The sequence below is a fragment of the Nostoc sp. genome (assembly GCF_036917635.1).
In the GTDB taxonomy this organism is placed as follows: Bacteria; Cyanobacteriota; Cyanobacteriia; order Cyanobacteriales; family Nostocaceae; genus Nostoc.
The window spans coordinates 21,864-44,308 of record NZ_JBALCW010000099.1 but is presented as its reverse complement, the minus strand read 5'-3'; the positions used below and the strand labels follow the sequence as shown (position 1 = coordinate 44,308).

Here is a 22,445-nt window from a genome sequence, read left to right as displayed (position 1 = left end):
AGCCGAAAATGTAAGTCTTTTGACTTCCAGAAAGCGATACTAAGGTTTTGTTTTATAATTAGAAATTTTGCATTTCCCATTGCTTATGAAGCTACGCTCATATATGTTTGTAGGGTTTTTTCTTAGCCTCGTGCTAAGTATTGTCCCTTTTTCGGGCAATTTCACCAATGCTGCAACACCAACAGCAGTCGCACCTGTATCTGCTGTCTCATTCACCCAAGGGGTGCAAAAAACGCTATTAGACAACGGCTTAACAGTGCTAACTAAAGAAGTCCATACCGCTCCAGTAGTGAGCGTACAAGTTTGGTATAAAGTTGGCTCACGTAATGAGGTTAAGGGACAAAATGGCATTTCTCACCAGCTAGAACATTTGATGTTCAAGGGTACAACTGACCGTCCTGTGCAGTTTGGCAGGTTATTTAGTGCCTTGGGTAGCCAGTTCAATGCTTTTACGAGTTATGACGAAACAGCTTACTTTGGCACGGTGCAACGAGACAAGCTCGAAGCATTGTTGACACTGGAAGCCGATCGCATGGAAAACTCTTTAGTTGGTCCTGAGCAACTCACAAGTGAAAAGCGGGTGGTAATCTCCGAGTTACAGGGGTACGAAAATTCACCAGGTTATCGTCTGAGTCGGGCAGTGATGCGAGATGCTTTCCCTAATAGAGCCTATGGCTTACCTGTAGGAGGTACAAAAGCAGATGTACAGAAATTCACGGTAGAGCAGGTGCGGAATTATTACCAAACCTACTACAGCCCAGAAAATGCCACTTTGGTGATTACAGGGGATTTTGCTACAGAACCTGTACTCAAAGTTGTTAAAGAAACTTACGGGAAGTTGCCAAAACGAGCCAAGACGGCTGTATCTAAAAATTCCGCCCAGGTGACTGCTTCTACCTCTGCTGCGAAAAAAGCACCAATCGTCCTCAAGCAACCTGGAAGCACGGCACTATTGCAAGCAGTGTATCCTCTGCCAGATATCAAGCATCCTGATGTCCCAGCAATTGATGTGATGGATACCATCCTTACAGGCGGACGTAGTTCTAGGCTTTACCAAGCTTTGGTGGAATCTGGACTCGCTAGTTCAGCGAGTGGCAGTGCTTCCGAACTCATCGAACCAGGTTGGTATGAAATTAATGCTACAGCGGCTCCAGGTCAAGAGTTAGAGAAAATTGCCCAAGTGCTTCAGGAATCTTTAGCAAAATTGCAAGAACAGCCAGTTACTACTGAAGAATTGAACCGAGCGAAGACGCAACTACAAGCCTCGTATATCTTGGGTAACCAAGACATCACTAGTCAGGCAACCCAGCTGGGATATAACCAAACAGTGGCCGGCGATTATCGTTTTATTGAACAGTATCTAGCTGCGATCGCAAAAGTCACCCCAGCCCAAGTACAGAAAGTAGCGAAAACCTACCTAAATCCAGCTCAACAAACCATCGGCTTCTTTGAGCCAACTCAACCAGATGGTAAACCAGGGGCTTCTAGCGCGGGTTCTAGTCGCACAGTGGAAAATTTCAGCCCTGGTAAGCCTGTAGATCCAGCAGAACTGGCTAAATATCTGCCACCTACCACATCAGCGACAGATTCGACCAAACAATCATTACCAGAAGAGTTTACCTTGAATAATGGTTTGCGGGTTTTGCTGTTGCGCGATCGCAATCTCCCCACCATTAACCTGAGTGGACAAATTGACGCCGGTAGTGAATTTGACGGCAATCAAAAAGCTGGATTAGCGAATTTGACTGCGGCTAACTTAATGAATGGGACGCAGACTAAAAATGCTCTTACCCTAGCAAAAATCTTAGAAGACCGAGGAGCCGATTTGAACTTCGGTGCCAGCCGCGAGGGAGTTAGCGTTAGCGGTGAGGGACTTTCAGCGAACCTGCCGATATTGATTCAAACTCTGGCAGATGTGTTAGAAAACGCGACTTTCCCAGCCAACCAGTTAGAACTGAGTCGCCAACGCGCACTGACAAGTCTCAAAGTCCAGCTAGATGATCCCAAAGGTTTAGGACGACAAGTATTTCAGCAAGCAATTTACCCAGAAAATCATCCATTCCACAGCTTTCCCACAGCCGAGAGTTTAAAGAGTATTACTCGTAATGATTTGCTTGGCTTCTACCAGACACACTACCGACCAGATCGGACAACAATCGCCTTAGTGGGAGACTTTGATCCAGTTAAGGTAAAAGCTTTGCTGAATCAGGCGTTTGGCAAATGGTCAGCCACAGGTAAGCCACCTGTTCTCAAAATACCAACCGTGCCATTGCCCCAAACTTTGACACGTTTAAACAAAGTGATACCTGGTAAGTCCGAAGCTGTTACCTACATCGGCTACAACGGTATTTCTCGGAAAGACCCACGTTATTATTCAGCACTTGTACTGAATCAAATTTTAGGTGGTGATACCTTAGCGAGCCGCTTGGGTACGGAAGTGCGCGATCGCCAGGGTTTAACCTACGGTATCTATAGTGGTTTTGCCGCCGGAATCAATCCGGGCCCCTTCTTGATTCAGATGCAGACTGCTCCTCTTGATACCCAAAAAGCGATCGCTAGTACTCTCGCTTTACTCAAACAGTTACGCGAACAAGGAGTGACTGAGGCTGAATTGAACGCAGCAAAACGCTCAATTACTAATAGCTATCCCGTGGATTTAGCTAATCCTAGTGATGTAGCAAGCATCATTTTAGATAATGCTGTCTTAGGACTTTCACGATCAGAAATCCGAGACTTTCCCCAAAAGATTCAAGCAGTCACGATGGCTCAGATGCAACAGGCAATTGAGAATTTAATTAAGCCGGAAAATCTGATAATTGTCACTGCTGGCCCTGGAGAGACTGTACCCAAGGGTAGCTAATTAGCTCAAACTAAAACACAAAGGCGCTAAAAATTACTTGAAGCCTTTGTGTTTAGGAGCATCCCAAATGTGTAATACCGTTTCTTTGTAAAGCTGCATATATTTACCCCCCTGTACTTCCCCTTCCCAAGGGGGACTACAAAGGGGTCTTATTATGTGCATCTTCATACAGAATTTGTATAAAAACATATTTTGTCATTGCCTTGGCCTTTGGCGTTCCCGCAGGGTACGATAACTGCTATATTTGAGAATTTAAATGACAAAATAAGAGTGCGTAGACACAGACTTCTACATACATCTTTAAATGAATTATTTTTTCGGAAAATGAAGATGAAAATTAGTATAAAATCCCTCAGCAGAAAACCTATTTTTCCAGAGTTTTCGGCACTCATGCTGCAAATCTAAGAATTCTTGATCTGAAAGATTGCTATGAAATTCAGCTACTTTATCTGCAATATGTGGTATTTCCTTCTCATCTACCCATACGCAATATTTTTTCCAGTCAATTATAGAGTCGTCAGGTAAAACGCAGTCTGTATCAATAAAAATTGGAATCCGACCACAACTGAGAATTTCATATAATCGAATAGAATAGTTTGCAGAACCACGACAGCACAAAATATAGTCGCTCTCGACCATATTTTTCACATATTCATCACGAGTCTTCTGTCTTGGCTCTATATCTTGTGTAGTTAAAAATACTAATTTGTCTCTGATGATAAAGTTTGTGTTTACTAAAGAGGGGTTTTTTGCAAGTACTTTCAGAGCCTGACTACGCAAAATTTGTCCTTTGTAAGGCGAAACTCCAAACTCTGATGATTGGGTTAACATCACCCCATGAAATAAAATCGTTTTCAGTTTCTTTTCCCATGAATCCGTTATTGCTAGACCACAAAATCCAACAACAGGTTTCTCAGATTTTTGTCTGAGAGACATTTGTCCTCCTAAATATTCTTGAACAAAATCTTCAGTAAAAGAAGGCATAATAATATCGTTTTGCTTCCTTTTTGACCGATATGTTGCCATTCGCATTACTGTTGCATTCTTGATAGGAATTTCTTCGGCGCAACAATCACCTGCGAAAAAAACCACTAATTCTTTGCCGCTATTAGCTACTTTTTCGGCAAATTCAATAGATAGACTTTCTGCTTCTTTATTAACTTTACTTCTCCAACTCTCTCCTCTAATGAATCTCCAGTTTATAGGCATGATAACTAGGTCAGCTTCCTTTAAGGAAGTCATTTGAAAAAGGGAATTACTTACCTCTATATACTTGCCATACAATCTAGACCAAGGATATTCCCCACTAGGGATAAACTCTTTCCAAAAAGGATAAAGCATTGGAACTGGCTCTAATCCTTTAGGAAGATAATTTTTATCAGAATAGATGTTTAATTGCATATTTGAACCTGAGTTATGACTAGTTGAATAACTGAGGAATCATATAAAATAAATAGTTAATTTAAAACCACCTTTGGATAGATGTTTGGATAAATATATTTTTATAATAATTTTTTACTTAAAACCTGCATAGTTTATTAACTTTAAAGCTAATTTAAACTCATATTAAGGAGGAATAAACTAAAGTCTATGAATAATAAAAACTTAACTAGTCCGATTAGGCTACCGGACTTTAGTAATAACTCTCCCGATGTTTTTATCTAAGGGGAATTTGTTTAAAAAATAGGACTTACGCATTGACAGGAAAAACCAAATAGGTGGTAAGGATTTCAGTTATTAAACCTTGATTTATCGACACTTTTTAGGCGATGCCTACGGCGGGCTGCGCCTACGCTATTTATGAAAGGATGATTGATAAAAGCCTAAAACGACGTATTTTCGTTGATGCACAAGATAATGAATTTGTACAGTGCGTAAGTCCTAAAAAATAGCCGTTTCAAGGTGACTCGTAAAATAAGATTGTTTTTTCTCAGCGCTCTCTGTGCCTCTGCGGTTTAAAAGTAATTTATTTCACCTTATTAGGCGCAGAAAACACAGAGATAAGAGGTTAGAGAGGTATTTATTTTCGAGAATTTTTACCAACCTTGAAAGGGCTATTTCTCTGAGAGTGCCAATGATGTTATTTGCACGCCCCCACTACTACTAAAACAGAACGCGAACCGCCAAGCCATATTCGCTCAAGAGCATCTGGTAATTCAGCTTGTTGATCAACTCGAATGGCTAATGCTGTTTGTTTGCTGTCAAAGGTAAGTTTTAAACAATTTTTCATTTGTCAACAATACTGAGTGCTTAAGTTTTTCAGCGTATAACTTGGCAGCCATCTTCCGCAAGCGTTGTATTACGCACAGTAAATTACCGAAGCGTTCAGCTTTTTGTCTCACAGAGGAGCGATCGCAACAAGCTTTATTTAACGCAGCGTCAAAAAGCAACGTTATGATAATTAATCGTCTAACAATAAATAAGTTGGCACAAATAAACCTCAATAGTACGGAGACGATTAATCGCCTCTCTAGAGCAGTCAAAAATCATTGAACTATAGACTTTGAGCTATAAACTCTTAAGAGTGGACTGTTAGGTGCTATGCCCAACCAAAATCGACTGATGTATAAATTAAAACAAGGAAAATTGAAGTGACTAAGACTAACTCAGACTTTCTTACCTCCACCGATCCAGCGATCGCGGAGTTAATCAACGACGAACTACAGCGTCAGCGAGATCACTTGGAATTGATTGCTAGTGAAAACTTTACCTCTGCTGCTGTACTGGCGGCTCAAGGTTCAGTACTGACAAACAAATATGCCGAGGGATTACCTGGTAAACGCTACTATGGCGGTTGTGAGTATATCGACAAAATTGAGCAACTAGCGATCAATCGTGCTAAACAGATATTTGGTGCGGCTCATGCGAATGTGCAACCTCATTCTGGCGCACAAGCCAATTTTGCCGTGTTCCTGTCGCTGCTGCAACCAGGAGACAAAATTATGGGGATGGATTTGTCTCATGGGGGACATCTCACCCACGGTTCACCTGTAAATGTCTCAGGTAAGTGGTTCCAAGTTAGCCACTACGGTGTCAGTCAACAAACAGAACAACTTGACTACGACCAAATTCGGGAGCTGGCGCTAAGGGAGCGTCCTAAGCTCTTGATTTGTGGTTATTCAGCTTATCCCCGGATAATTGATTTTGAAAAGTTCCGTAGTATTGCAGATGAAATCGGCGCTTACTTACTTGCCGATATTGCCCATATTGCTGGTTTAGTTGCTAGTGGTCTTCATCCCGATCCCATTCCTCATTGTCATGTGGTGACAACAACTACACATAAGACTCTACGCGGTCCAAGAGGTGGTTTAATTTTGACCAGTGACGCAGAACTAGGTAAAAAGCTAGATAAATCTGTTTTTCCTGGTAGCCAGGGCGGGCCATTGGAACACGTCATTGCTGGTAAAGCAGTAGCTTTTGGGGAAGCCCTAAAGCCTGAGTTTAAAACCTATTCTGCCCAAGTGATTGAAAATGCTCGTGCTTTGGCAGAACAATTACAAAACCGGGGTTTAAAGCTAGTGTCTAATGGCACTGATAATCATTTAATCTTGGTAGATTTACGCTCTGTGGGTCTAACTGGGAAGCAGGCAGATCAGCTAGTTAGTACCGTAAATATTACTGCTAACAAAAATACTATTCCCTTCGATCCGCAGTCGCCATTTGTTACTAGTGGTCTGAGATTAGGTTCGCCAGCAATGACCACGCGAGGTTTAGGAGTAGCAGAATTTACCGAGATTGCAAATATTATTAGCGATCGCCTACTTTCTCCAGATTCCGACGTAGTAACCCAAGATTGTCGGCAACGAGTAGCAGCATTGTGCGATCGCTTCCCCTTATATCCTCACCTAGAAATTCCTGTACCAGCCCTAGCGTGACATTATAGTTAGGAGTTAAGAGTTAAAAGTGATGAGTTTTAAGTTTTGAACTCCTAACTCTTAACTCCTAACTCCTAACTTCTTACTAATCCTTCCAATGAGTGCAGAAATTATTTGTGTTGGTACTGAACTGCTGCTAGGAGATATCCTCAACGGCAATGCTCAATTTTTGGCGCAACAATTAGCGCAGCTAGGAATTCCCCACTACTATCAAACAGTGGTTGGGGATAATCCCGAACGGTTGAAGCAAGTTATAGAAATTGCTATTTCCAGAGCGCAAATTCTCATTTTCACTGGTGGACTCGGACCGACACCAGATGATCTTACCTGCGAAGCGATCGCCGATTTTTTTAAAGTTCCGTTGGTAGAACGTTCTGACATCATCGAAGACATAACCCAAAAATTCGCCCAACGAGGTCGGGTTATGTCACCAAGTAACTGCAAGCAAGCTTTGATTCCCCAAGGTGCAGAAATTCTCCCTAATCCCACTGGAACAGCACCCGGTATCATTTGGCAGCCTCGCCCTGAAATCACGATTCTTACCTTTCCGGGTGTTCCCAGTGAAATGCACCCGATGTGGGAAGAAACAGCCGTGCCATTTCTCAAAAGTCAAGGTTGGGGTAAAGAAATTATTTACAGCCGGAGTTTAAAGTTTTGGGGTATTGGTGAATCGGCTTTGGCGGAAAAAGTTGCTTCTTATTTGAAATTACCAAATCCCACAGTCGCTCCTTATGCAGGTAAAGGGGAAGTAAGATTGCGAGTCTCAGCTAAAGCCACTTCAGAAACAGCCGCAGAAACGTTAATTGCGCCCATTGAAAAACAACTTAAAGAAATTGCCGGACTGGATTTTTACGGCGTTAATAATGATACTCTTGCTTCCGTGGTTGGTCAGTTGTTGCGGGCATCAAAAGAAACGCTTTCTGTGGCAGAATCTTGCACGGGTGGCGGTTTAGGGCAAATGTTGACTGAGATTTCTGGGAGTTCTGATTACTTTTGGGGTGGCGTAATTTCTTATGACAATTCGGTGAAAGTTAGGCTGCTGGGAGTTAACCAGGAAGATTTAGATAAATTTGGGGCGGTAAGCGCAACTGTTGCAGAGCAAATGGCAATTGGAGTCAAAACCCGCCTTGCAACAACTTGGGGATTGAGTATTACTGGAATTGCTGGCCCAACTGGAGGGACAGATACTAAACCGGTGGGTTTAGTTTACATTGGTTTAGCTGGGCCAAAGGATGAAGTGGCAAGTTTTGAGTATCAATTTGGTACAGTGCGAGGACGCGCTCTAATTCGTCATCTGAGTGCAAATGCAGCGTTGGATAATCTGCGGCGGAAGTTGTTGACGAGCTAAGAGGTCTAGTACGTTTGTCATACAACTTGTATGACAATCGAACCTATTGAAAATCTGATGTTATGTTAAAAAACTCAATTACGAATTACGAACTTGTAGTGAGCGACTTGTGCCAAGCGTTGCCGAGGTAAGCCGAAGTATTACGAATTACGAATTATGCAGCTATGAGCAAAAATCCCATCCTCCAACCAAATCACTCATACACTTTCAGAAGCTATTTTGAGATGTCATTCGAGCCAGAAGATATACTGGCTGAATTTGGCTATTCTTTAAAACGTTCCTCTCTCAATCAACAAAAGTCCACCATTGAATTAGATAGACTTGCAAATCTCAAATCTAGAATTGAGGAGAGTTTGCCATATATTAGTTTGACTAGTGAAGCAGCTCGCAGAGAATTACTAATTGCCCCAATTTTACTAGATGTTATTCATTACACTCACGCCCAACTTAGAATTGAATATCCTTTAATTGTTACAGAACAATTAAAAGGTTCCCTTGATTATTATTTGCACGCAGACCGTAAACTCTTAGTTGTAGAAGCCAAAAATGCTGATTTGGCAAGGGGTTTTACTCAGCTTGCTGTAGAATTGATTGCTATTGATGCGTGGACTGATTCTCAAGAACCAAATTTAGAGGGGGCTGTTTCTACAGGGGATATTTGGCAATTTGCTCTATTGAATCGAGAAAGTAAACAAATAACTCAAGACCTCAATTTATATCGTGTTCCTGCTGATATAGAAGACTTACTTCGGATTTTGGTGGCGATACTGAGGTAAGGATGAAACACTATCATATTATAGCGGTTTCCATCGGATGCGGTACAATATTATACCGCCAGGTGTAGGGGCATGGCATTGCCATGCCCCTACGGATGTACCTCACATAAACATTCTTGAACCGAGATATCGTCCTGCAATTTACCAACTAGCCTCATGATTAGCAGAGAGGCGATCGCAGTTTGTGTAGTGTAGAGGTTGCGATCGCCTTGGGTAATAAATCTTAACACCAATATTCAGGTTATTTGATTGCAGCCAAATCACAGTTTAACTTTTTGTTAATAGAATCTATTACCTTAGCTTCTGCTGTTGTAATTACCCCATCTAGATGAGCAATTTTTTGACATTGAGCTAGTAAAGGTACGGCAAAATCAGTATTAATTTGCTCAGGTAAGGTTTCTAAAGATGGTTTTGTTTTAAACTAGTTTTTGGCGTAATTTTGGGTAAATCTAACCACTGACTTACCAGACTATTAATCGCATTTGTATCACCCTGCTTGGCAAGTTCTAGAATGTTTAGCTGTATCATACTTAGTACTGCTGAGAATCTAAGCAATAACTTAGTCCAATTATTCCCACTTACTACATTCAAAGTAACATCTAATACATTAACTTGGTAACCATCAGCCATCCTATACCCACCCATCAGCACAATTAATCACGGGATCGCTTGCTGTATTCTTGACAATTTGTTACAAAAGTACAAAGAACTTCTAGAGACCCAAAACCACATGTTCGGCGGACTTACTGGTTTACAAGATCCTAAAGGCACTGATTGGGGAGAGCGGATGCTCAATACGGTCGCCAGCCAAACGATTCGCCACCTGTTTAGCCAAAGCGAGTCAGTAGAAGTCTTTGTGCGCTGCTATCCCTCCAGCAAACTGTTGCAAGGCAGCATTGATAGCTTCAAAATGACCGGTCGTGGCTTGGTGATTCGGAAAGATTTCGCAGTAGAGGAGATGTCTTTTGAAACCGATGCGGTTGCCATTGACTTCGGCTCGGTTTTAAAGGGCAAACTCAGTCTTAAGCAACCCACTCAAGCGATCGCTCAAGTAATTTTATCAGAAGCAGGGATAAACCAAGCTTTTAACGCGGAACTGGTGAAAAAGCGCCTGCTTAACCTCACCGTACCATCACTAACAGAATTATCTGGCGGTGAACCTGTTTCCTTTACCGAAGTCCAGGTACAGCTATTGCCAGGAAATCGCTTACAGCTTGTAGCAAAAGCAGATTTAAATAATGGCGAACTCGTTCCCCTAAACATGAGCCTAGCTTTAGGCATTGAAAGACGGCGGCGAGTTTCCTTCAAAGATCCAAAAATCGAACTTGACCAAGTGCCAGAAGCACAACGGGAAATTTCGCAAACCTTGAGCGTGGCGCTGGTAGAAATTTTAGATAATATGGTCGATTTGGATCGTTTTGACCTTGATGGCGTGAAAATGCGACTCAACCGATTAGAAACTGAAGGTCAAAAACTTATTTTCAGTGGATATGCTGAAATTGAGCGTATTCCACATAGCGCTTGATTTGATATTCTCACGTAAAAATGCAAGCTAAAGTGAAGCTTTAAACAAATTAAATACCGCCTAGAATAATCTAGGCGGTATTTAAATCTTTAGGTTTTTAAGGGAGTTAGGAGTAATTAATTATGGGTTGTAATTAATTTTTATTGATAACTCCTAACTCCAAACTCCTAACTATCTATCTTCCCACACCTACATATTGGAATCCAGCCCGGATCATTACTTCAGGGTCGAGGAAGTTACGACCGTCGATGATAACGGGGTGGGCCATCAATTTTGCCATCTTCACATAGTCGAGAGTGCTGAACTGCTGCCATTCGGTGACGAGTACCAAGGCATCGCAGCCATCAGCTAGTCTTTCGGCATCGGTTTCTACTAGTACACCAGAAAGCCCATGACGTAAACCTGTTTGTGAAACAATGGGGTCGTAGGCTTTAACTTTGGCTCCCAGTCGGTTTAGCTGCTCAATTAGGTTGAGGGCTGGGGCGTCGCGCAAGTCGTCAGTATCGGGCTTGAAGGTGAGTCCGAGTAGCCCAACTGTTTTGCCTTTGAGAATTTTCAGAACTTTTTGGAGTTTTTCTAAAGCAATCAATCGCTGGCGTTCGTTGACACTGACAGCAGCTTTGAGTAATTGGGCTTCATAACCATAATCATCAGCAGTGTGAACCAGAGCGGAGACATCTTTGGGAAAACAAGAACCACCCCAACCAATACCAGCTTGTAAAAATTTGTTACCAATGCGGGAGTCTAGACCGATACCTTTAGCTACTTGGGTGACATCAGCACCGACGCGATCGCAAATATTAGCAACTTCGTTAATAAAACTAATCTTAGTGGCTAAAAAAGCATTAGCGGCGTATTTAATCATCTCCGCCGAACTCAGGTCTGTTGCCAAAATTGGCACGGGGGGTAAAGATTGATCGTCAGCGTACTTGCGTTCCACAATTGGGGCATAGAGTTGTCGCATTGAGGCTACTGCTCTTTGACTATTGCCTCCTAGTACAATGCGATCGGGGTTGAAGGTGTCGTGAACTGCCGAACCTTCGCGCAAAAACTCTGGATTGCTAATTACATCAAACTCGGCTGCAAACTCAGGTAATTTTTCATTACTCGGAACCCCACCTGCGGGTACTAATGCTTTCTGCCGTTCAGCAACACCATCTAGAACAAGCATCCGCACCCAGTCACCTGAACCAATGGGTACTGTAGATTTATTCACTATGACTTTATAACCACCGTTGAGATTTTCCCCAATCCCACGGGCTACAGCCTCAACATAACGAGTATCACTTTCACCAGTGGGTAAAGGTGGCGTTCCCACAGCAATAAACAGAATTTCGCCGTGGGAAACTCCAGCAGCGAGATCGCTAGTAAAATGAATTTTCTCTGTTTGAATGGCAGACTGGATAATTTCTGAAAGTCCCGGCTCAAAAATTGGCGACTGCCCAGACTTCATTAACTTAACTTTTTCTTCGTTGTTGTCTACGCAAATTACATCATGCCCAATATGAGCCAAGCAAGCACCTGTAACTAAACCAACGTAACCAGTACCAATCACGCAAACACGCATTTTTTAAATCCTCACTTTTTTTGGGGTTAGTCTTCAAAAAGAAGTATCAATATGACACTTAGACACTGGCAGTCAACTCAGCCACCAAGCATACTAGCTACCGATAGGGTGAGCTTGCATGAAATTTAGAGCAACGCTAGACGTTACTCAGGTGGTTGAATTATTTACATCGCTTTGAATGCGATCGCGAAAATCTTCTATTGTTAGTTTTAACCCCTCTTGCAGAGCAATAGTAGGTTCCCAATTTAACCAAGTTTTTGCCTTTGTGATATCAGGTTGGCGACGCCGGGGATCGTCCGAAGGTAGTGGCTCGAATTTAATCTGCGCGTCTGGGTTAATCATATTTTGCACAGCTTGTGCCAATTGCAAAATCGTATATTCACCAGGATTACCCAGATTCATTGGGCCTATGTAGTCGCTATTCATTAGGCGGATGAATCCTTCGACTAAATCGGAAACATAGCAGAAACTACGAGTTTGCGAACCATCACCGTAAACGGTTAAAGGATTACCCCGCAAGGCTTGAACTATAAAGTTGCTCACCACCCGGCCATCATTTTCTAACATTCTTGGGCCGTAGGTGTTAAATATCCGAACAACTCGAATATCAACTTTATTTTGCCTATAGTAATCAAACGCTAGAGTCTCAGCAATTCTTTTCCCTTCGTCGTAGCATGAACGTATCCCAATGGGGTTGACGCTACCCCGATACTCTTCAGTTTGGGGATGAACTTCAGGATCGCCGTACACTTCACTGGTTGAAGCCAAGAAAAACCTAGCTTTCACACGTTTAGCCAGCCCCAACATGTTGAGTGTTCCCATGACGTTAGTTTTAACGGTTTTAACTGGGTTGTACTGGTAATGTACTGGTGAAGCAGGACAAGCTAGATGATAAATTTGATCCACTTCTAAACGAATTGGTTCGGTAATATCGTGGCGGATCATTTCAAAGTACGGATTATCTAACCATTTAAGGATGTTCCGTTTGTGACCGGTGTAAAAATTATCCAAGCATATTACTTCATGCCCATCATTCATTAGTCGGTCGATGAGATGGGAACCAATAAACCCAGCACCACCCGTAACCAAAATTCTCATAGTTTCCCAGTTACTTACAAATATTTTCAGTAGCTATTGCACTTACTTTTAGATTACCCAGATTGGGGACAAAAATACAAAATAAAGAAAAGAACAAAATTTTATCTAAAAGTGTTGTTAAACTTACCTATTTTTCTCCGGTTATAGTTTTGTTATATTTTTACTTACTTCCTTAATAATTTAACTAGTAAAATAACTTAAATTCTTAGTCTTCCACCTAAATTTCATCAAATCTTCAATAATATAAAGTATTATTACGGTTACTACTGTTTTCTGTAAGATGCAGGAATAGGTTGATACTTTCCCCGGTTTAAAGTCTTACAAATAACCCATATTTTTGCAATAGTCAAGTTGTCGCATTTCCCAACATCCTGCTTTGTATTTAAATGCAGAGGCTTATATCATTTCAAGATATTTCTGTTATAAATACATACCTTTCTAAGAGCATACAGATGTACTTCTTTACAGCCGATTTATTTGTTGCAAAGATTTTTGTCAACGCGATGCCTTCGGTGATCACTGAGCGCGGCCGTTGTGCGGGCTACACCAACGCAGCCCAAGTCAAGATGAGTGAATTAAACTCTGCCTACTATCATACAGCAGAGGTAATGCTAGTAGCCTTTTTAGACATAACTAAATTTGTGGTTTGAGTGCGTTGCGGTTCTCCAAGCATGATAATTGAGCAGGTGAGTTGTCTGGCTAACTGAGTTGTGACATCGCTAATGGCTAACCCTCCAGGGCTGGTACGATTATGTATAAAAGGTAAAACTACTAGATCGTATAATCGTGCTGCCTGCAAAATTGCTTGAGCAACATTTTCATGAGCGATAATTTGAATTTCTGGGGCATTAGTCAAAGCCAATTTAGATACCAGTAGTGAGAGATGCGATCGCCTCCAAGCAATTTTACTCGAACTAGTCCGGCGATCGCACACATTTAGTACAGTAATGTGGCTCTGATTTGCCTCTGCCAGCATCTGGGCGAATTGTACAGGCTGTAATGTCGGTGCTGTTAAGTTTTCTACTGGTACTAAGATGCGCTGAATTTTTTTCGGTGATTCTACTAGACGAGTTACCGCTACTGGACAATGGGATGCCCAAAGCACACCATCAATCACATTGCCAAATAAACGCGCTCGTAACCCAGTCCGTTTACCCCAACCCATAATGATTAAATTAGCCTTTTGTTCACGAGCAGCTCTGCTAATTCCTTGAGCAAAGGCATCATCAATCCGCAGCATTGGTTCTGCGGCTACGCCCAATACTCGACTGTGTACCGTAGCTTTGGTTAATAATTGCTCACTTCGTTGTAGAGACGCTTCTAACTGCGGTGCATCCATTTGAGCGGTAGCATTAGCGATCGCAAGCGGTATAATTTTCCCTTTAGACTGACGCGCTAATAACGCCGCCATTTCAATCAAATACTGCTCGGTGTGAGGATTATAGACAGGTACGATTATATTAAAAGCACTGTCTGTTTTTGGTGCGTTTTGGTCAGGTTGGGGTGGTGCTGGATCTTTGACTGGTGAGGAATTCAAACCAACAGCTATTCTATTAGTGATCAACGGCCCCAAGCTTGATGTGACAACCATTAAGACAATCACGCTGTGTAATACTTCTAATGGCAGCAACCCAGCCCGGTATCCCACTAACGTTGCTGCTAACGTTGTCGCAACCTGTGGAAGTGATAGCGACCAGATGGTTAGCATTTCTTGCCAGTTATAGCGGTAAACCAGTTTTGTGAAAAAAGCTGCAATCAATTTACTGACAATCAAACCGACTATCATCAAGAGCGTTAACTTCAGCGTGTCTAGGTTGTTCACAAAGGCGGGTAGATTGATCGTTAAGCCAAGGTAAACAAAGAAAATCGGAATGAATAGCACACTGCCAATAAATACCACCTTTTGTTTGACTGGGCCTTCCCCTACAGCTTCATTTACCGCCAAACCTGCTAAAAAGGCACCAACAATTTTCTCTATCCCAATCAATTGAGCGCCCACAGCTGCTAAAAACACAGAAAGCAACACAAACAAAAACTTGTTTCCTTCGTCGTCTCCAGACCGTTTGAAAAATTCTTTGCCTATCCAATCAAAGCCTGTGACAACAGCAACAGAGTAAATAATTAACCAACCCGACAAGCTGAGTAGTTTAGCAAAGCTGAATTCTCCAACATGACCGACGGCTACACAAAGGGCTAAGATCAGTACTGCGCCAATATCTGTAAAAATCTTAGCTCCAATGGTGACCGTAACAGCTTCGTTATTGATTACTCCCAAACGGGTGATTATGGGATATGCCAAAAGAGTATAGGAAGCGAATAAAGAGCCAATTAATATTGAAGTATTCCAGCCATAGTCTAAAATCAGCCCTACTAAAGTTCCCATCACCAGGGGGACACTGAAAGTTAAGCTAGCAAACCCCAAGGCACGACTTTTTTGCCGACGAAACTGTTCTAGATCGACTTCTAGCCCTGCGACAAACAGCAAGTAAATTAACCCAATATCTGATAGCAGGTTAATCATCGGCGAGTCAGACTGAAATAGATTCCAGCCTGAGGGGCCCAGTACTAGCCCTGAGAAAACTAAACCCACTAATCCTGGTAATCTTAGCCGCTCAAACACGATTGGTATAACTAAGATGACCACCAGCAAAATAGCAAAGGGAACAATGGGTTCCTTGCCAAGAACTTGGGAAGTTGGTTCCAAAGCAAGAACTTGTGATGTGAGTTCCATCATGTAGGAATGAAGGGGCTATGGTAAAACTACGATTACCTTGGGGCGATCGCTTAATCAATATAAATAAATGCAGAAGTCACCCGATGAAAAATCAAATAAATCAAATATATTAACTTACATTAACTAGGCAATTGTCTCAGAACTAACTACCTATGGATGGATTTGACTCAAAATGAACCGTAAGCGATCGTAGTCGTCTTTAAGTAGCACACTCAAGCTACGTCCAGCTTTAATTAGCCATTCTCGGTCAGCTTTGCGTAACTGGTATATCTCTCGAATAGCAGCTGCGGTCAAAGACTCTACTGGCGCACCGTTAATACAAAGGAGTGTCCGCAAAAAATCTAGTTCTTCAGTAAATTTAATAATTGCTTCTGGTTCGCACCGATAAACAGCTTGATGAATTTGCGGGGGACGGGGTGGTAGATACTGATATATTCTTTGGTTATAACCTCGATTCTGGGAAGATTGCTCAAATCCCACGATCGCAGATCGAAATTCTGTTCTGAGCATAGCAAATATCTGGGGTTGTTCTTCGCGTAAGTCTTGCAAAGACAAGCCCAAAGCTCTAGCCCGGTGTACGGAATCTATGGGCATTGTTGTTGCATAATATACCACAGCATAAACTTGATTGCCCGATTCTTCATCTACAGAACAGACCCAACTACCAAAGGGTGGCATGGAGGGAAAGCTCAAATCTGGTGGTTCCAAACACTGAGCTAAAAATTCAGTACTAGTAGTTTCAATCACCTCCGCAATGTGATTCGGATGGCGATCGCCAGTAGTAAACTGTGGTAGGGGGAGGCGCATGGGAGTGCTGAGTTTGGAGTTAAGAGTTAGGAGTGATGAGTTAAGAGTTAAGAGTGAGGAGTGATAAGTTGAAGAATCATAATTCCTAACTCCTAACTTCTCACTCCTAACTAATCTCACTCCTAACTGCTAACTAAATATTATTTGGCTTTTTTACGTCCGGCTGTGGTTTCTACGAGTTCCAATTCGCTCAGGCGAAAGGTAACTAATTTATCCCAGTTACCACCCTCAAATAATACGGCTACTTTGCCATCACTCACCCGTTGCACGAGTCCTTCGGAGCGATAATAGGTATCTGCGGGATTCTTGACGCTAACAGTTGCTCCAGGCAGAATCATGTTTTTAGCCTCGCTTGTTTCCTTCTAATAGCTTAATACTTCTTATTAGTCATTTGCCCTTGGGGAAGTGCAAATGACTAACGCTCTTTTATTACTCTCGTGAGATTAAATTTGAAACCCTATTTTGGCGTTAGTCCGCGCAGGCGGACTAAGCTTTGTGTAGCCGCGATTTATAATCGCTTGGATTATTCTCTCTCCAGAGTCATAGAAGAGCGCTAATGACCAATGACCAATGACAAATCAATAATACTTCTGCCTTTGGCGAAAATTTGCTACTGATTCTACTATTCCCAAGGAAATGAAGTTGGTCAGCATAGCAGAACGACCGTAACTCATCCAAGGTAGGGGAATACCTGCCACAGGTGCTAAACCAACCGTCATGCCAACGTTGACAATTAGCTGAAACACAATCATAGACAAAACGCCAATAGCCAACAAGGAACCAAAGTTATCTTTGGCGGTTTGGGCAATATGCAGTAAACGCAAACAAATTAAGCAGAAGGCAAACAGCACTACCAAACAACCAACAAAACCGAATTCTTCCCCGACTGCGGAAAAAATAAAGTCTGTATGCTGTTCAGGTACAAAATTCAGTTGCGTCATTGGCCCCTTAAACAGACCCCATCCCCAAATTTCACCAGCACCAATAGCAATGCGAGATTGGATTAAGTGATACCCAGCACCGAGTGGATCGTGATCGGGATTCATGAATACGGTTAGTCGGTCTTTTTGATACTCTTTTAAAACATGGTTCCAAGCGAAGATTCCTAATTCGCCACCCAGTATATTGAGAGTCCACGCACCGATAGCACCTAAACCAAAACGACGCCAGGGCAGACTTTGCCAGCCCACAATAGCCATTGCAAATGACCAAACTATTCCTAATGGGCCAAAAGATAGTTCTTTGAATAAAACTATCGGCTCTGATAAAGGCCAAGATATACTAAACAAAATGGCGGCAACCACAGGAGAAATCATCAGAATTAACCAGCCTGGGTTAGCATTTGCCCAGTAAAGCATTCCTAAGACGATCGCACCAAATACTAGTGATGTTGCTAAATCTGGCTGTAAAAATACTAATCCCCAAGGTATAGCGGTGATTGCCAGAACGCGGAAAACACCTTCGAGGGTGGAAGCAGTGCGCCTGTGTAGTAAAGCTGCTAAGGTAACAATCATGCCGATTTTGGCAAATTCTGAGGGTTGCACGTTAAAGCCAGCGATACTAATCCACCGTTGCGCCCCTTTGGCGCTAGTACCAGCAATCATCACGGCGATTAAGCTGAAGTTCGTTAGTGCATAAGTTACCCAGTGCCACTGCATCAAGAGTTCATAACGGGTACGAGCTAAAAACAGCGCTATAAGCACACCGATACCCGCTACCATCCAGTGCCACCACCAGTCAGTTACTGGCTGCTTCAGTTCCGTACTGAGAATCATGACACCGCCAAAGATACTGACAGCAATCGGCAAACAAAATAGTAGCCAATCTACATATTGCCAGGGCTTAACCCAAGACTTCCAGCGAATTTTGGGGAGCGATCGTTTTAATAACATTGTGTAAGTTTAGACTTTAGCTTTAATTGTTGGGTATAGGGCATGAGGCATGGGGCATTGGTCAATAATCAATAGTTCTTCTTCTCCCAATACTGCTCGGATAAGACTAAAAACCTTGTGTAGAGACGCGAAATTTCGCGTCTCTATAGGTCTAAAACACTATCGAAAAATCCAAAAACCGAGTAGTATTGCTTCTTCTCCTACTCCCTCATCTCCCCACTCCCCATTCCCCATTCCTCAGTCCTCAGTATTCCCAAGCTATAGCCGAGGAATAAGATTGAAATTAAAATTAATTATGTCAACGCAGCAACTGATACTTTACCAGCAATGGCAAGAGCGATCGCTGTTAATGCTTTTGCTGAAGCTGAATCTGGATCGCCAACAACTATTGGCACACCACTGTCACCCCCTACTCGTGTGGAAATTTCTAGCGGTACGCACCCCAATAATGGCACTCCCAATTCGGCGGCTGTTTTTGAGCCACCACCGGAACCAAATATGTCATACTGCTTATCTGGTTGATCGGGGGGGATAAAATAGCTCATATTTTCCACGATCCCCAATACCGGAACATTCATCTGCTGGAACATCCGCAATCCCTTGCGAGAATCTAACAGGGCTACAGTTTGCGGCGTGGTGACAATTACTGCTCCTGCCATTGGCACTGCTTGGGTTAAAGTTAACTGAGCATCTCCCGTTCCCGGTGGCATATCTACAATCAAATAGTCTAGTTCTCCCCATTCCACTTGATAGAGAAACTGGCGAATTACACCATTGAGCATAGGCCCCCGCCAAATTACTGGCTGATCTCGGTCAATCAAAAAGCCCATTGAAACTAATTTAACGCCGTGATTAAAAGCAGGTTCTAGGATGTCACCTGTTTCACTCGAACGCACAGTAATTTGGGCATCAGCCAGCCCCAGCATTGTGGGATCATTGGGTCCGTAAATATCAGCATCTAGCAAACCGACTTTCGCGCCAGTTTGAGCTAGAGCCACCGCTACATTCACCGCCACCGTACTTTTACCAACGCCACCTTTGCCACTGGAAACAGCAATGATATTTTTCACCCCAGAAATACCAGTGCGGTCAGGTAAACTTTTTTGTTGCGGTGTTTCTGCCGTCACTTCTATGCTGACATCTGTAACGCCTGGGAGTTTTTTGACAGCTTTCTGACAGTCTTCGACAATAAATTCACGTAAAGGACAGGCAGGAGTGGTTAAGACTAAAGTGAAACTAACCTTACCACCGTCAATTTTCACGTTGCGAATCATATTCAGTTCCACCAGACTTTTGCGGAGTTCTGGGTCTTCTACTGGTCGCAAAACTTCTAAGACAGAGCGAGAATCGAGGACATCGTACATAAAAATTCAAAATTCAAAATGAATAAATACACTTATGGCGAACATCTTAGTTATTAACTCGATGCTTTCTTAAGTAAGGTCAGCTTAGTATTTTCACTGTCAATGCCGTAATAAAACTTAGCAAATTGCTGCATTATCACTAATAGAATCTTAACTTTCTTTGGGCATTGGGCATTGGCCACTTGTACTGAGCGGTGTCTAAGTATTGGGGATTAGTCAAAAATTCTTCCTCATCCCCCTCATCCCCCTCATCCCCCTCATCCCCAGTACCTAAAAATCAAAACAACTGTCATTAAGAGATTTTTTCTTACCAGATACCGTTGGTAATGCTGTCTTTTCTACTGCCTCGACTAAAGACCGTGCTACGCGGTCTGCATAAGGACGGGATAAAGACCAAATTAGGGGCGATAACCAACCCCGTAGTGTTACAGAATAAGACAAACATGTACCACAAACTGTGGACTCTACTTGATAAGTCACCCGTTCCTCTATCCCAGGAATCGCCATCACTCGGATACTCAGCATCTCCTTGTGATTGACGCGCTCCACAAAAATTCGGATGGGAATCGGCCAAAAGCGTGTTACAGCATGATAAATCAATCCTGGCTTGGGTACTAATCCGTAGGGTACGTTAGTACTCTTAAGTAGTGGATGCCAGGAAACATCTGTTAAGTCAGCGACTTTTTGCCACAGTTCGTCTACAGAAGCAGAACTTATCTCTCGATACGTCCGCACCAGAGAAGCACAAAACCGACGACGTTTGCGGTGGATGAATTTGGATAACCAACCTTGCATTTTCCTAATCCTCCTCGCTAGACACTTTCTGGTAACTCTGGTATTGTGGGCAACTACGCTCAAACCGTAATAGGACTTACGCAAAACTATACGCGCTCCGGGGCAATTCATGTAGACGCAAAGCGGCTTAAGGCAGGGTATTGCCCCTAAGAAGAAAATTATTCTTTTTAACTATTGTTTGCGTAACTCCTGCCTAAATTAAAACTTTCTCAGAAATGCCCTAAACATAGCAAGCCTGTATTCGTTACAGACGCTAACAGATAACATAAGCAATATGGCAAAGAAGTTTTGATCGGGGCAGTCAAACCCTGATAATTCAAGGTTACGACTAAAGTCTAGTGTTTATACCAGAATGTTCCGATTAAGAATTTCAAAAAAAAACTCAGTCAATATACAAGCCTATACGCATTTGAGGGAAAATAACTGTAGTGATGCCCATCAATCGGATAAATGCTTAACCAGTAAGAAAAAGCGGGTTGGGCAAATAGAGCTTGATTGTTGGCGCGTGTTTCCCCCAAATTTTAAGATAAGAAATTTGTGGCTTTCTGGAAATTGTAATTTTTTAGGTTCGGGAATCTATGTTGACCAACTCGCAAACACCAACTGTACCAGCAGAATCATCCAAGTCTTTGCCAGCACCTGACGCTCAGACTAGAGTCAGTCAGTTTATGAAACAGCTGCAAGACGAAATTACCGAATCATTGGCAAAATTAGATGGTGTGGCTAAGTTTCATGAAGATAGTTGGGAACGCCCAGAAGGAGGGGGAGGGCGATCGCGCGTGCTGCGAGAAGGTGCAATATTTGAACAAGCTGGTGTAAATTTTTCTGAAGTTTGGGGTTCCCATTTGCCAGCCTCAATTTTAGCCCAACGCCCTGAAGCCGCAGGACATGGCTTTTATGCCACTGGCACTTCAATGGTATTACATCCTCACAATCCTTACGTACCCACAGTTCATCTAAATTATCGCTACTTTGAAGCAGGGCCAGTGTGGTGGTTTGGTGGTGGTCTGGACTTGACACCTTATTACCCCTTTGCTGAAGATGCAGCACATTTACATAAAACGTTAAAACAGGCTTGTGACAAACACCACTCAGACTATTACCCGGTGTTTAAGCGGTGGTGTGATGAATATTTCTACCTCAAGCATCGTGATGAAACACGGGGTGTAGGTGGTCTGTTTTTTGATTACCAAGATGGTCAAGGTGGTTTATATCGCGGGCTAAATCCCAATGGAGAAGCAGCTATTTATAGCAACCAGGTGGGAACACCAGCAACCCGCAATTGGGAAGATTTATTTTCTTTTGTGCAAGACTGTGGTAAAGCATTTTTACCAGCCTACGTACCAATTGTAGAACGGCGTAATGGGATAGAATATGGCGATCGCCAACGGAATTTTCAACTCTACCGCCGGGGACGGTATGTAGAATTTAACTTGGTTTATGACCGAGGCACCATTTTTGGTCTCCAAACCAACGGACGCACCGAATCAATTCTCATGTCCCTACCGCCCTTAGTGCGCTGGGAATACGGCTATCAACCGGAACCCAATACACCCGAAGCCGAGTTGTATGAAACTTTCCTTAAGCCTCAAGATTGGATCAACTGGACACCCAAATAGTGCTGAGTTAGGAGTTAGGAGTTTGGAGTTAGGAGTTTGGAGTTTGGAGTTTGGAGTTTGGAGTTTGGAGTTTGGAGTTTGGAGTTTGGAGTTTGGAGTTATGATATTTATTCTTTATCTCCCTCATCTCCCTCATCTCCCTCATCTCCCTCATCCCCCCACTCCCCACTCCCCACTATTTTGCT

Annotated in this window: 18 protein-coding genes; 6 read left to right on the top strand and 12 right to left on the bottom strand. The window is 42.7% G+C overall.

The window, feature by feature from the left end; genetic code table 11:
- The first annotated feature begins 103 nt into the window (after positions 1–103).
- Positions 104–2,860 (top strand): M16 family metallopeptidase, encoded by a 2,757-nt coding sequence (locus V7K32_RS24625; RefSeq protein ID WP_334996875.1) that lies wholly within the window; start codon positions 104–106, stop codon positions 2,858–2,860.
- Between the two features lie 309 nt (positions 2,861–3,169).
- Here V7K32_RS24625 and V7K32_RS24620 read toward each other — a convergent pair whose 3' ends face one another.
- Positions 3,170–4,261 (bottom strand): exostosin domain-containing protein, encoded by a 1,092-nt coding sequence (locus V7K32_RS24620; RefSeq protein WP_334996873.1) that lies wholly within the window; start codon positions 4,259–4,261, stop codon positions 3,170–3,172.
- Between the two features lie 679 nt (positions 4,262–4,940).
- Positions 4,941–5,090, bottom strand: a complete 150-nt coding sequence (locus tag V7K32_RS24615; protein WP_334996871.1) for a hypothetical protein — start codon at positions 5,088–5,090, stop codon at positions 4,941–4,943.
- A 361-nt stretch (positions 5,091–5,451) separates the two neighbouring features.
- On the opposite strand from V7K32_RS24615, the gene glyA reads away from it, so the two are divergent.
- The 3 genes from glyA to V7K32_RS24600 all read left to right on the top strand — a co-directional run bounded on the left by glyA (position 5,452) and on the right by V7K32_RS24600 (position 8,859).
- Positions 5,452–6,735 carry a serine hydroxymethyltransferase gene (glyA, locus tag V7K32_RS24610; protein ID WP_334996869.1) on the top strand — a complete coding sequence of 428 codons (1,284 nt, stop codon included), beginning with the start codon at positions 5,452–5,454 and terminating at the stop codon, positions 6,733–6,735.
- A 97-nt stretch (positions 6,736–6,832) separates the two neighbouring features.
- Positions 6,833–8,083, top strand: coding sequence for a competence/damage-inducible protein A (locus V7K32_RS24605; protein WP_334996867.1), 1,251 nt, complete (start codon positions 6,833–6,835; stop codon positions 8,081–8,083).
- Positions 8,084–8,247: 164 nt separating this feature from the next.
- A complete protein-coding gene (locus V7K32_RS24600) occupies positions 8,248–8,859 on the top strand; it encodes a hypothetical protein (protein WP_334996865.1) in 612 nt (203 codons plus the stop codon).
- Positions 8,860–8,948: 89 nt separating this feature from the next.
- On the opposite strand, the gene V7K32_RS24595 is transcribed toward V7K32_RS24600, so the two are convergent.
- Together V7K32_RS24595 and V7K32_RS24590 are read right to left on the bottom strand one after the other, a co-directional pair.
- Positions 8,949–9,089, bottom strand: coding sequence for a hypothetical protein (locus V7K32_RS24595; RefSeq protein WP_334996863.1), 141 nt, complete (start codon positions 9,087–9,089; stop codon positions 8,949–8,951).
- A 169-nt stretch (positions 9,090–9,258) separates the two neighbouring features.
- Positions 9,259–9,387 (bottom strand): hypothetical protein, encoded by a 129-nt coding sequence (locus V7K32_RS24590; protein ID WP_334996861.1) that lies wholly within the window; start codon positions 9,385–9,387, stop codon positions 9,259–9,261.
- Between the two features lie 202 nt (positions 9,388–9,589).
- On the opposite strand from V7K32_RS24590, the gene V7K32_RS24585 reads away from it, so the two are divergent.
- On the top strand, positions 9,590–10,384 hold the full coding sequence (locus tag V7K32_RS24585; protein ID WP_334996859.1) for an LmeA family phospholipid-binding protein: 795 nt from the start codon (positions 9,590–9,592) through the stop codon (positions 10,382–10,384).
- 175 nt (positions 10,385–10,559) lie between these two features.
- On the opposite strand, the gene V7K32_RS24580 is transcribed toward V7K32_RS24585, so the two are convergent.
- The 8 genes from V7K32_RS24580 to V7K32_RS24545 form a co-directional block, all read right to left on the bottom strand.
- Positions 10,560–11,951 carry a UDP-glucose dehydrogenase family protein gene (locus V7K32_RS24580; protein ID WP_334996857.1) on the bottom strand — a complete coding sequence of 464 codons (1,392 nt, stop codon included), beginning with the start codon at positions 11,949–11,951 and terminating at the stop codon, positions 10,560–10,562.
- Between the two features lie 147 nt (positions 11,952–12,098).
- Positions 12,099–13,049 (bottom strand): UDP-glucuronic acid decarboxylase family protein, encoded by a 951-nt coding sequence (locus tag V7K32_RS24575; RefSeq protein WP_334996855.1) that lies wholly within the window; start codon positions 13,047–13,049, stop codon positions 12,099–12,101.
- A gap of 592 nt (positions 13,050–13,641) precedes the next feature.
- Positions 13,642–15,780, bottom strand: a complete 2,139-nt coding sequence (locus V7K32_RS24570; RefSeq protein ID WP_334996980.1) for a cation:proton antiporter domain-containing protein — start codon at positions 15,778–15,780, stop codon at positions 13,642–13,644.
- A gap of 153 nt (positions 15,781–15,933) precedes the next feature.
- On the bottom strand, positions 15,934–16,590 hold the full coding sequence (locus tag V7K32_RS24565) for an HAS-barrel domain-containing protein (RefSeq protein WP_334996978.1): 657 nt from the start codon (positions 16,588–16,590) through the stop codon (positions 15,934–15,936).
- A gap of 140 nt (positions 16,591–16,730) precedes the next feature.
- Positions 16,731–16,928 (bottom strand): NAD(P)H dehydrogenase subunit NdhS, encoded by a 198-nt coding sequence (locus V7K32_RS24560; protein ID WP_334879066.1) that lies wholly within the window; start codon positions 16,926–16,928, stop codon positions 16,731–16,733.
- Positions 16,929–17,168: 240 nt separating this feature from the next.
- Positions 17,169–18,482 carry a rod shape-determining protein RodA gene (gene rodA / locus V7K32_RS24555; protein ID WP_334996853.1) on the bottom strand — a complete coding sequence of 438 codons (1,314 nt, stop codon included), beginning with the start codon at positions 18,480–18,482 and terminating at the stop codon, positions 17,169–17,171.
- Positions 18,483–18,775: 293 nt separating this feature from the next.
- Entirely contained in the window at positions 18,776–19,846 is a 1,071-nt protein-coding gene (locus tag V7K32_RS24550; RefSeq protein ID WP_334996851.1) for an Mrp/NBP35 family ATP-binding protein, read from the bottom strand.
- 270 nt (positions 19,847–20,116) lie between these two features.
- Positions 20,117–20,641: an SRPBCC family protein gene (locus tag V7K32_RS24545; RefSeq protein WP_334996849.1), complete on the bottom strand. Its 525-nt coding sequence runs from the start codon at positions 20,639–20,641 to the stop codon at positions 20,117–20,119.
- Positions 20,642–21,219: 578 nt separating this feature from the next.
- On the opposite strand from V7K32_RS24545, the gene hemF reads away from it, so the two are divergent.
- Entirely contained in the window at positions 21,220–22,260 is a 1,041-nt protein-coding gene (gene hemF / locus V7K32_RS24540; protein ID WP_334996847.1) for an oxygen-dependent coproporphyrinogen oxidase, read from the top strand.
- The last annotated feature ends 185 nt before the right edge of the window (positions 22,261–22,445 follow it).

Bases quoted from the DNA above. Each gene is read 5' to 3' on its own strand.
- V7K32_RS24625 (WP_334996875.1), top strand. From the start codon at position 104: ATGTTTGTAGGGTTTTTTCTTAGCCTCGTGCTAAGTATTGTCCCTTTT.
- V7K32_RS24620 (WP_334996873.1), bottom strand. From the start codon at position 4,261: ATGCAATTAAACATCTATTCTGATAAAAATTATCTTCCTAAAGGATTA.
- V7K32_RS24615 (WP_334996871.1), bottom strand. From the start codon at position 5,090: ATGAAAAATTGTTTAAAACTTACCTTTGACAGCAAACAAACAGCATTA.
- V7K32_RS24605 (WP_334996867.1), top strand. From the start codon at position 6,833: ATGAGTGCAGAAATTATTTGTGTTGGTACTGAACTGCTGCTAGGAGAT.
- V7K32_RS24600 (WP_334996865.1), top strand. From the start codon at position 8,248: ATGAGCAAAAATCCCATCCTCCAACCAAATCACTCATACACTTTCAGA.
- V7K32_RS24590 (WP_334996861.1), bottom strand. From the start codon at position 9,387: ATGATACAGCTAAACATTCTAGAACTTGCCAAGCAGGGTGATACAAAT.
- V7K32_RS24585 (WP_334996859.1), top strand. From the start codon at position 9,590: ATGTTCGGCGGACTTACTGGTTTACAAGATCCTAAAGGCACTGATTGG.
- V7K32_RS24580 (WP_334996857.1), bottom strand. From the start codon at position 11,951: ATGCGTGTTTGCGTGATTGGTACTGGTTACGTTGGTTTAGTTACAGGT.
- V7K32_RS24575 (WP_334996855.1), bottom strand. From the start codon at position 13,049: ATGAGAATTTTGGTTACGGGTGGTGCTGGGTTTATTGGTTCCCATCTC.
- V7K32_RS24570 (WP_334996980.1), bottom strand. From the start codon at position 15,780: ATGGAACTCACATCACAAGTTCTTGCTTTGGAACCAACTTCCCAAGTT.
- V7K32_RS24565 (WP_334996978.1), bottom strand. From the start codon at position 16,590: ATGCGCCTCCCCCTACCACAGTTTACTACTGGCGATCGCCATCCGAAT.
- V7K32_RS24560 (WP_334879066.1), bottom strand. From the start codon at position 16,928: ATGATTCTGCCTGGAGCAACTGTTAGCGTCAAGAATCCCGCAGATACC.
- rodA (WP_334996853.1), bottom strand. From the start codon at position 18,482: ATGTTATTAAAACGATCGCTCCCCAAAATTCGCTGGAAGTCTTGGGTT.
- V7K32_RS24550 (WP_334996851.1), bottom strand. From the start codon at position 19,846: ATGTACGATGTCCTCGATTCTCGCTCTGTCTTAGAAGTTTTGCGACCA.
- V7K32_RS24545 (WP_334996849.1), bottom strand. From the start codon at position 20,641: ATGCAAGGTTGGTTATCCAAATTCATCCACCGCAAACGTCGTCGGTTT.
- hemF (WP_334996847.1), top strand. From the start codon at position 21,220: ATGTTGACCAACTCGCAAACACCAACTGTACCAGCAGAATCATCCAAG.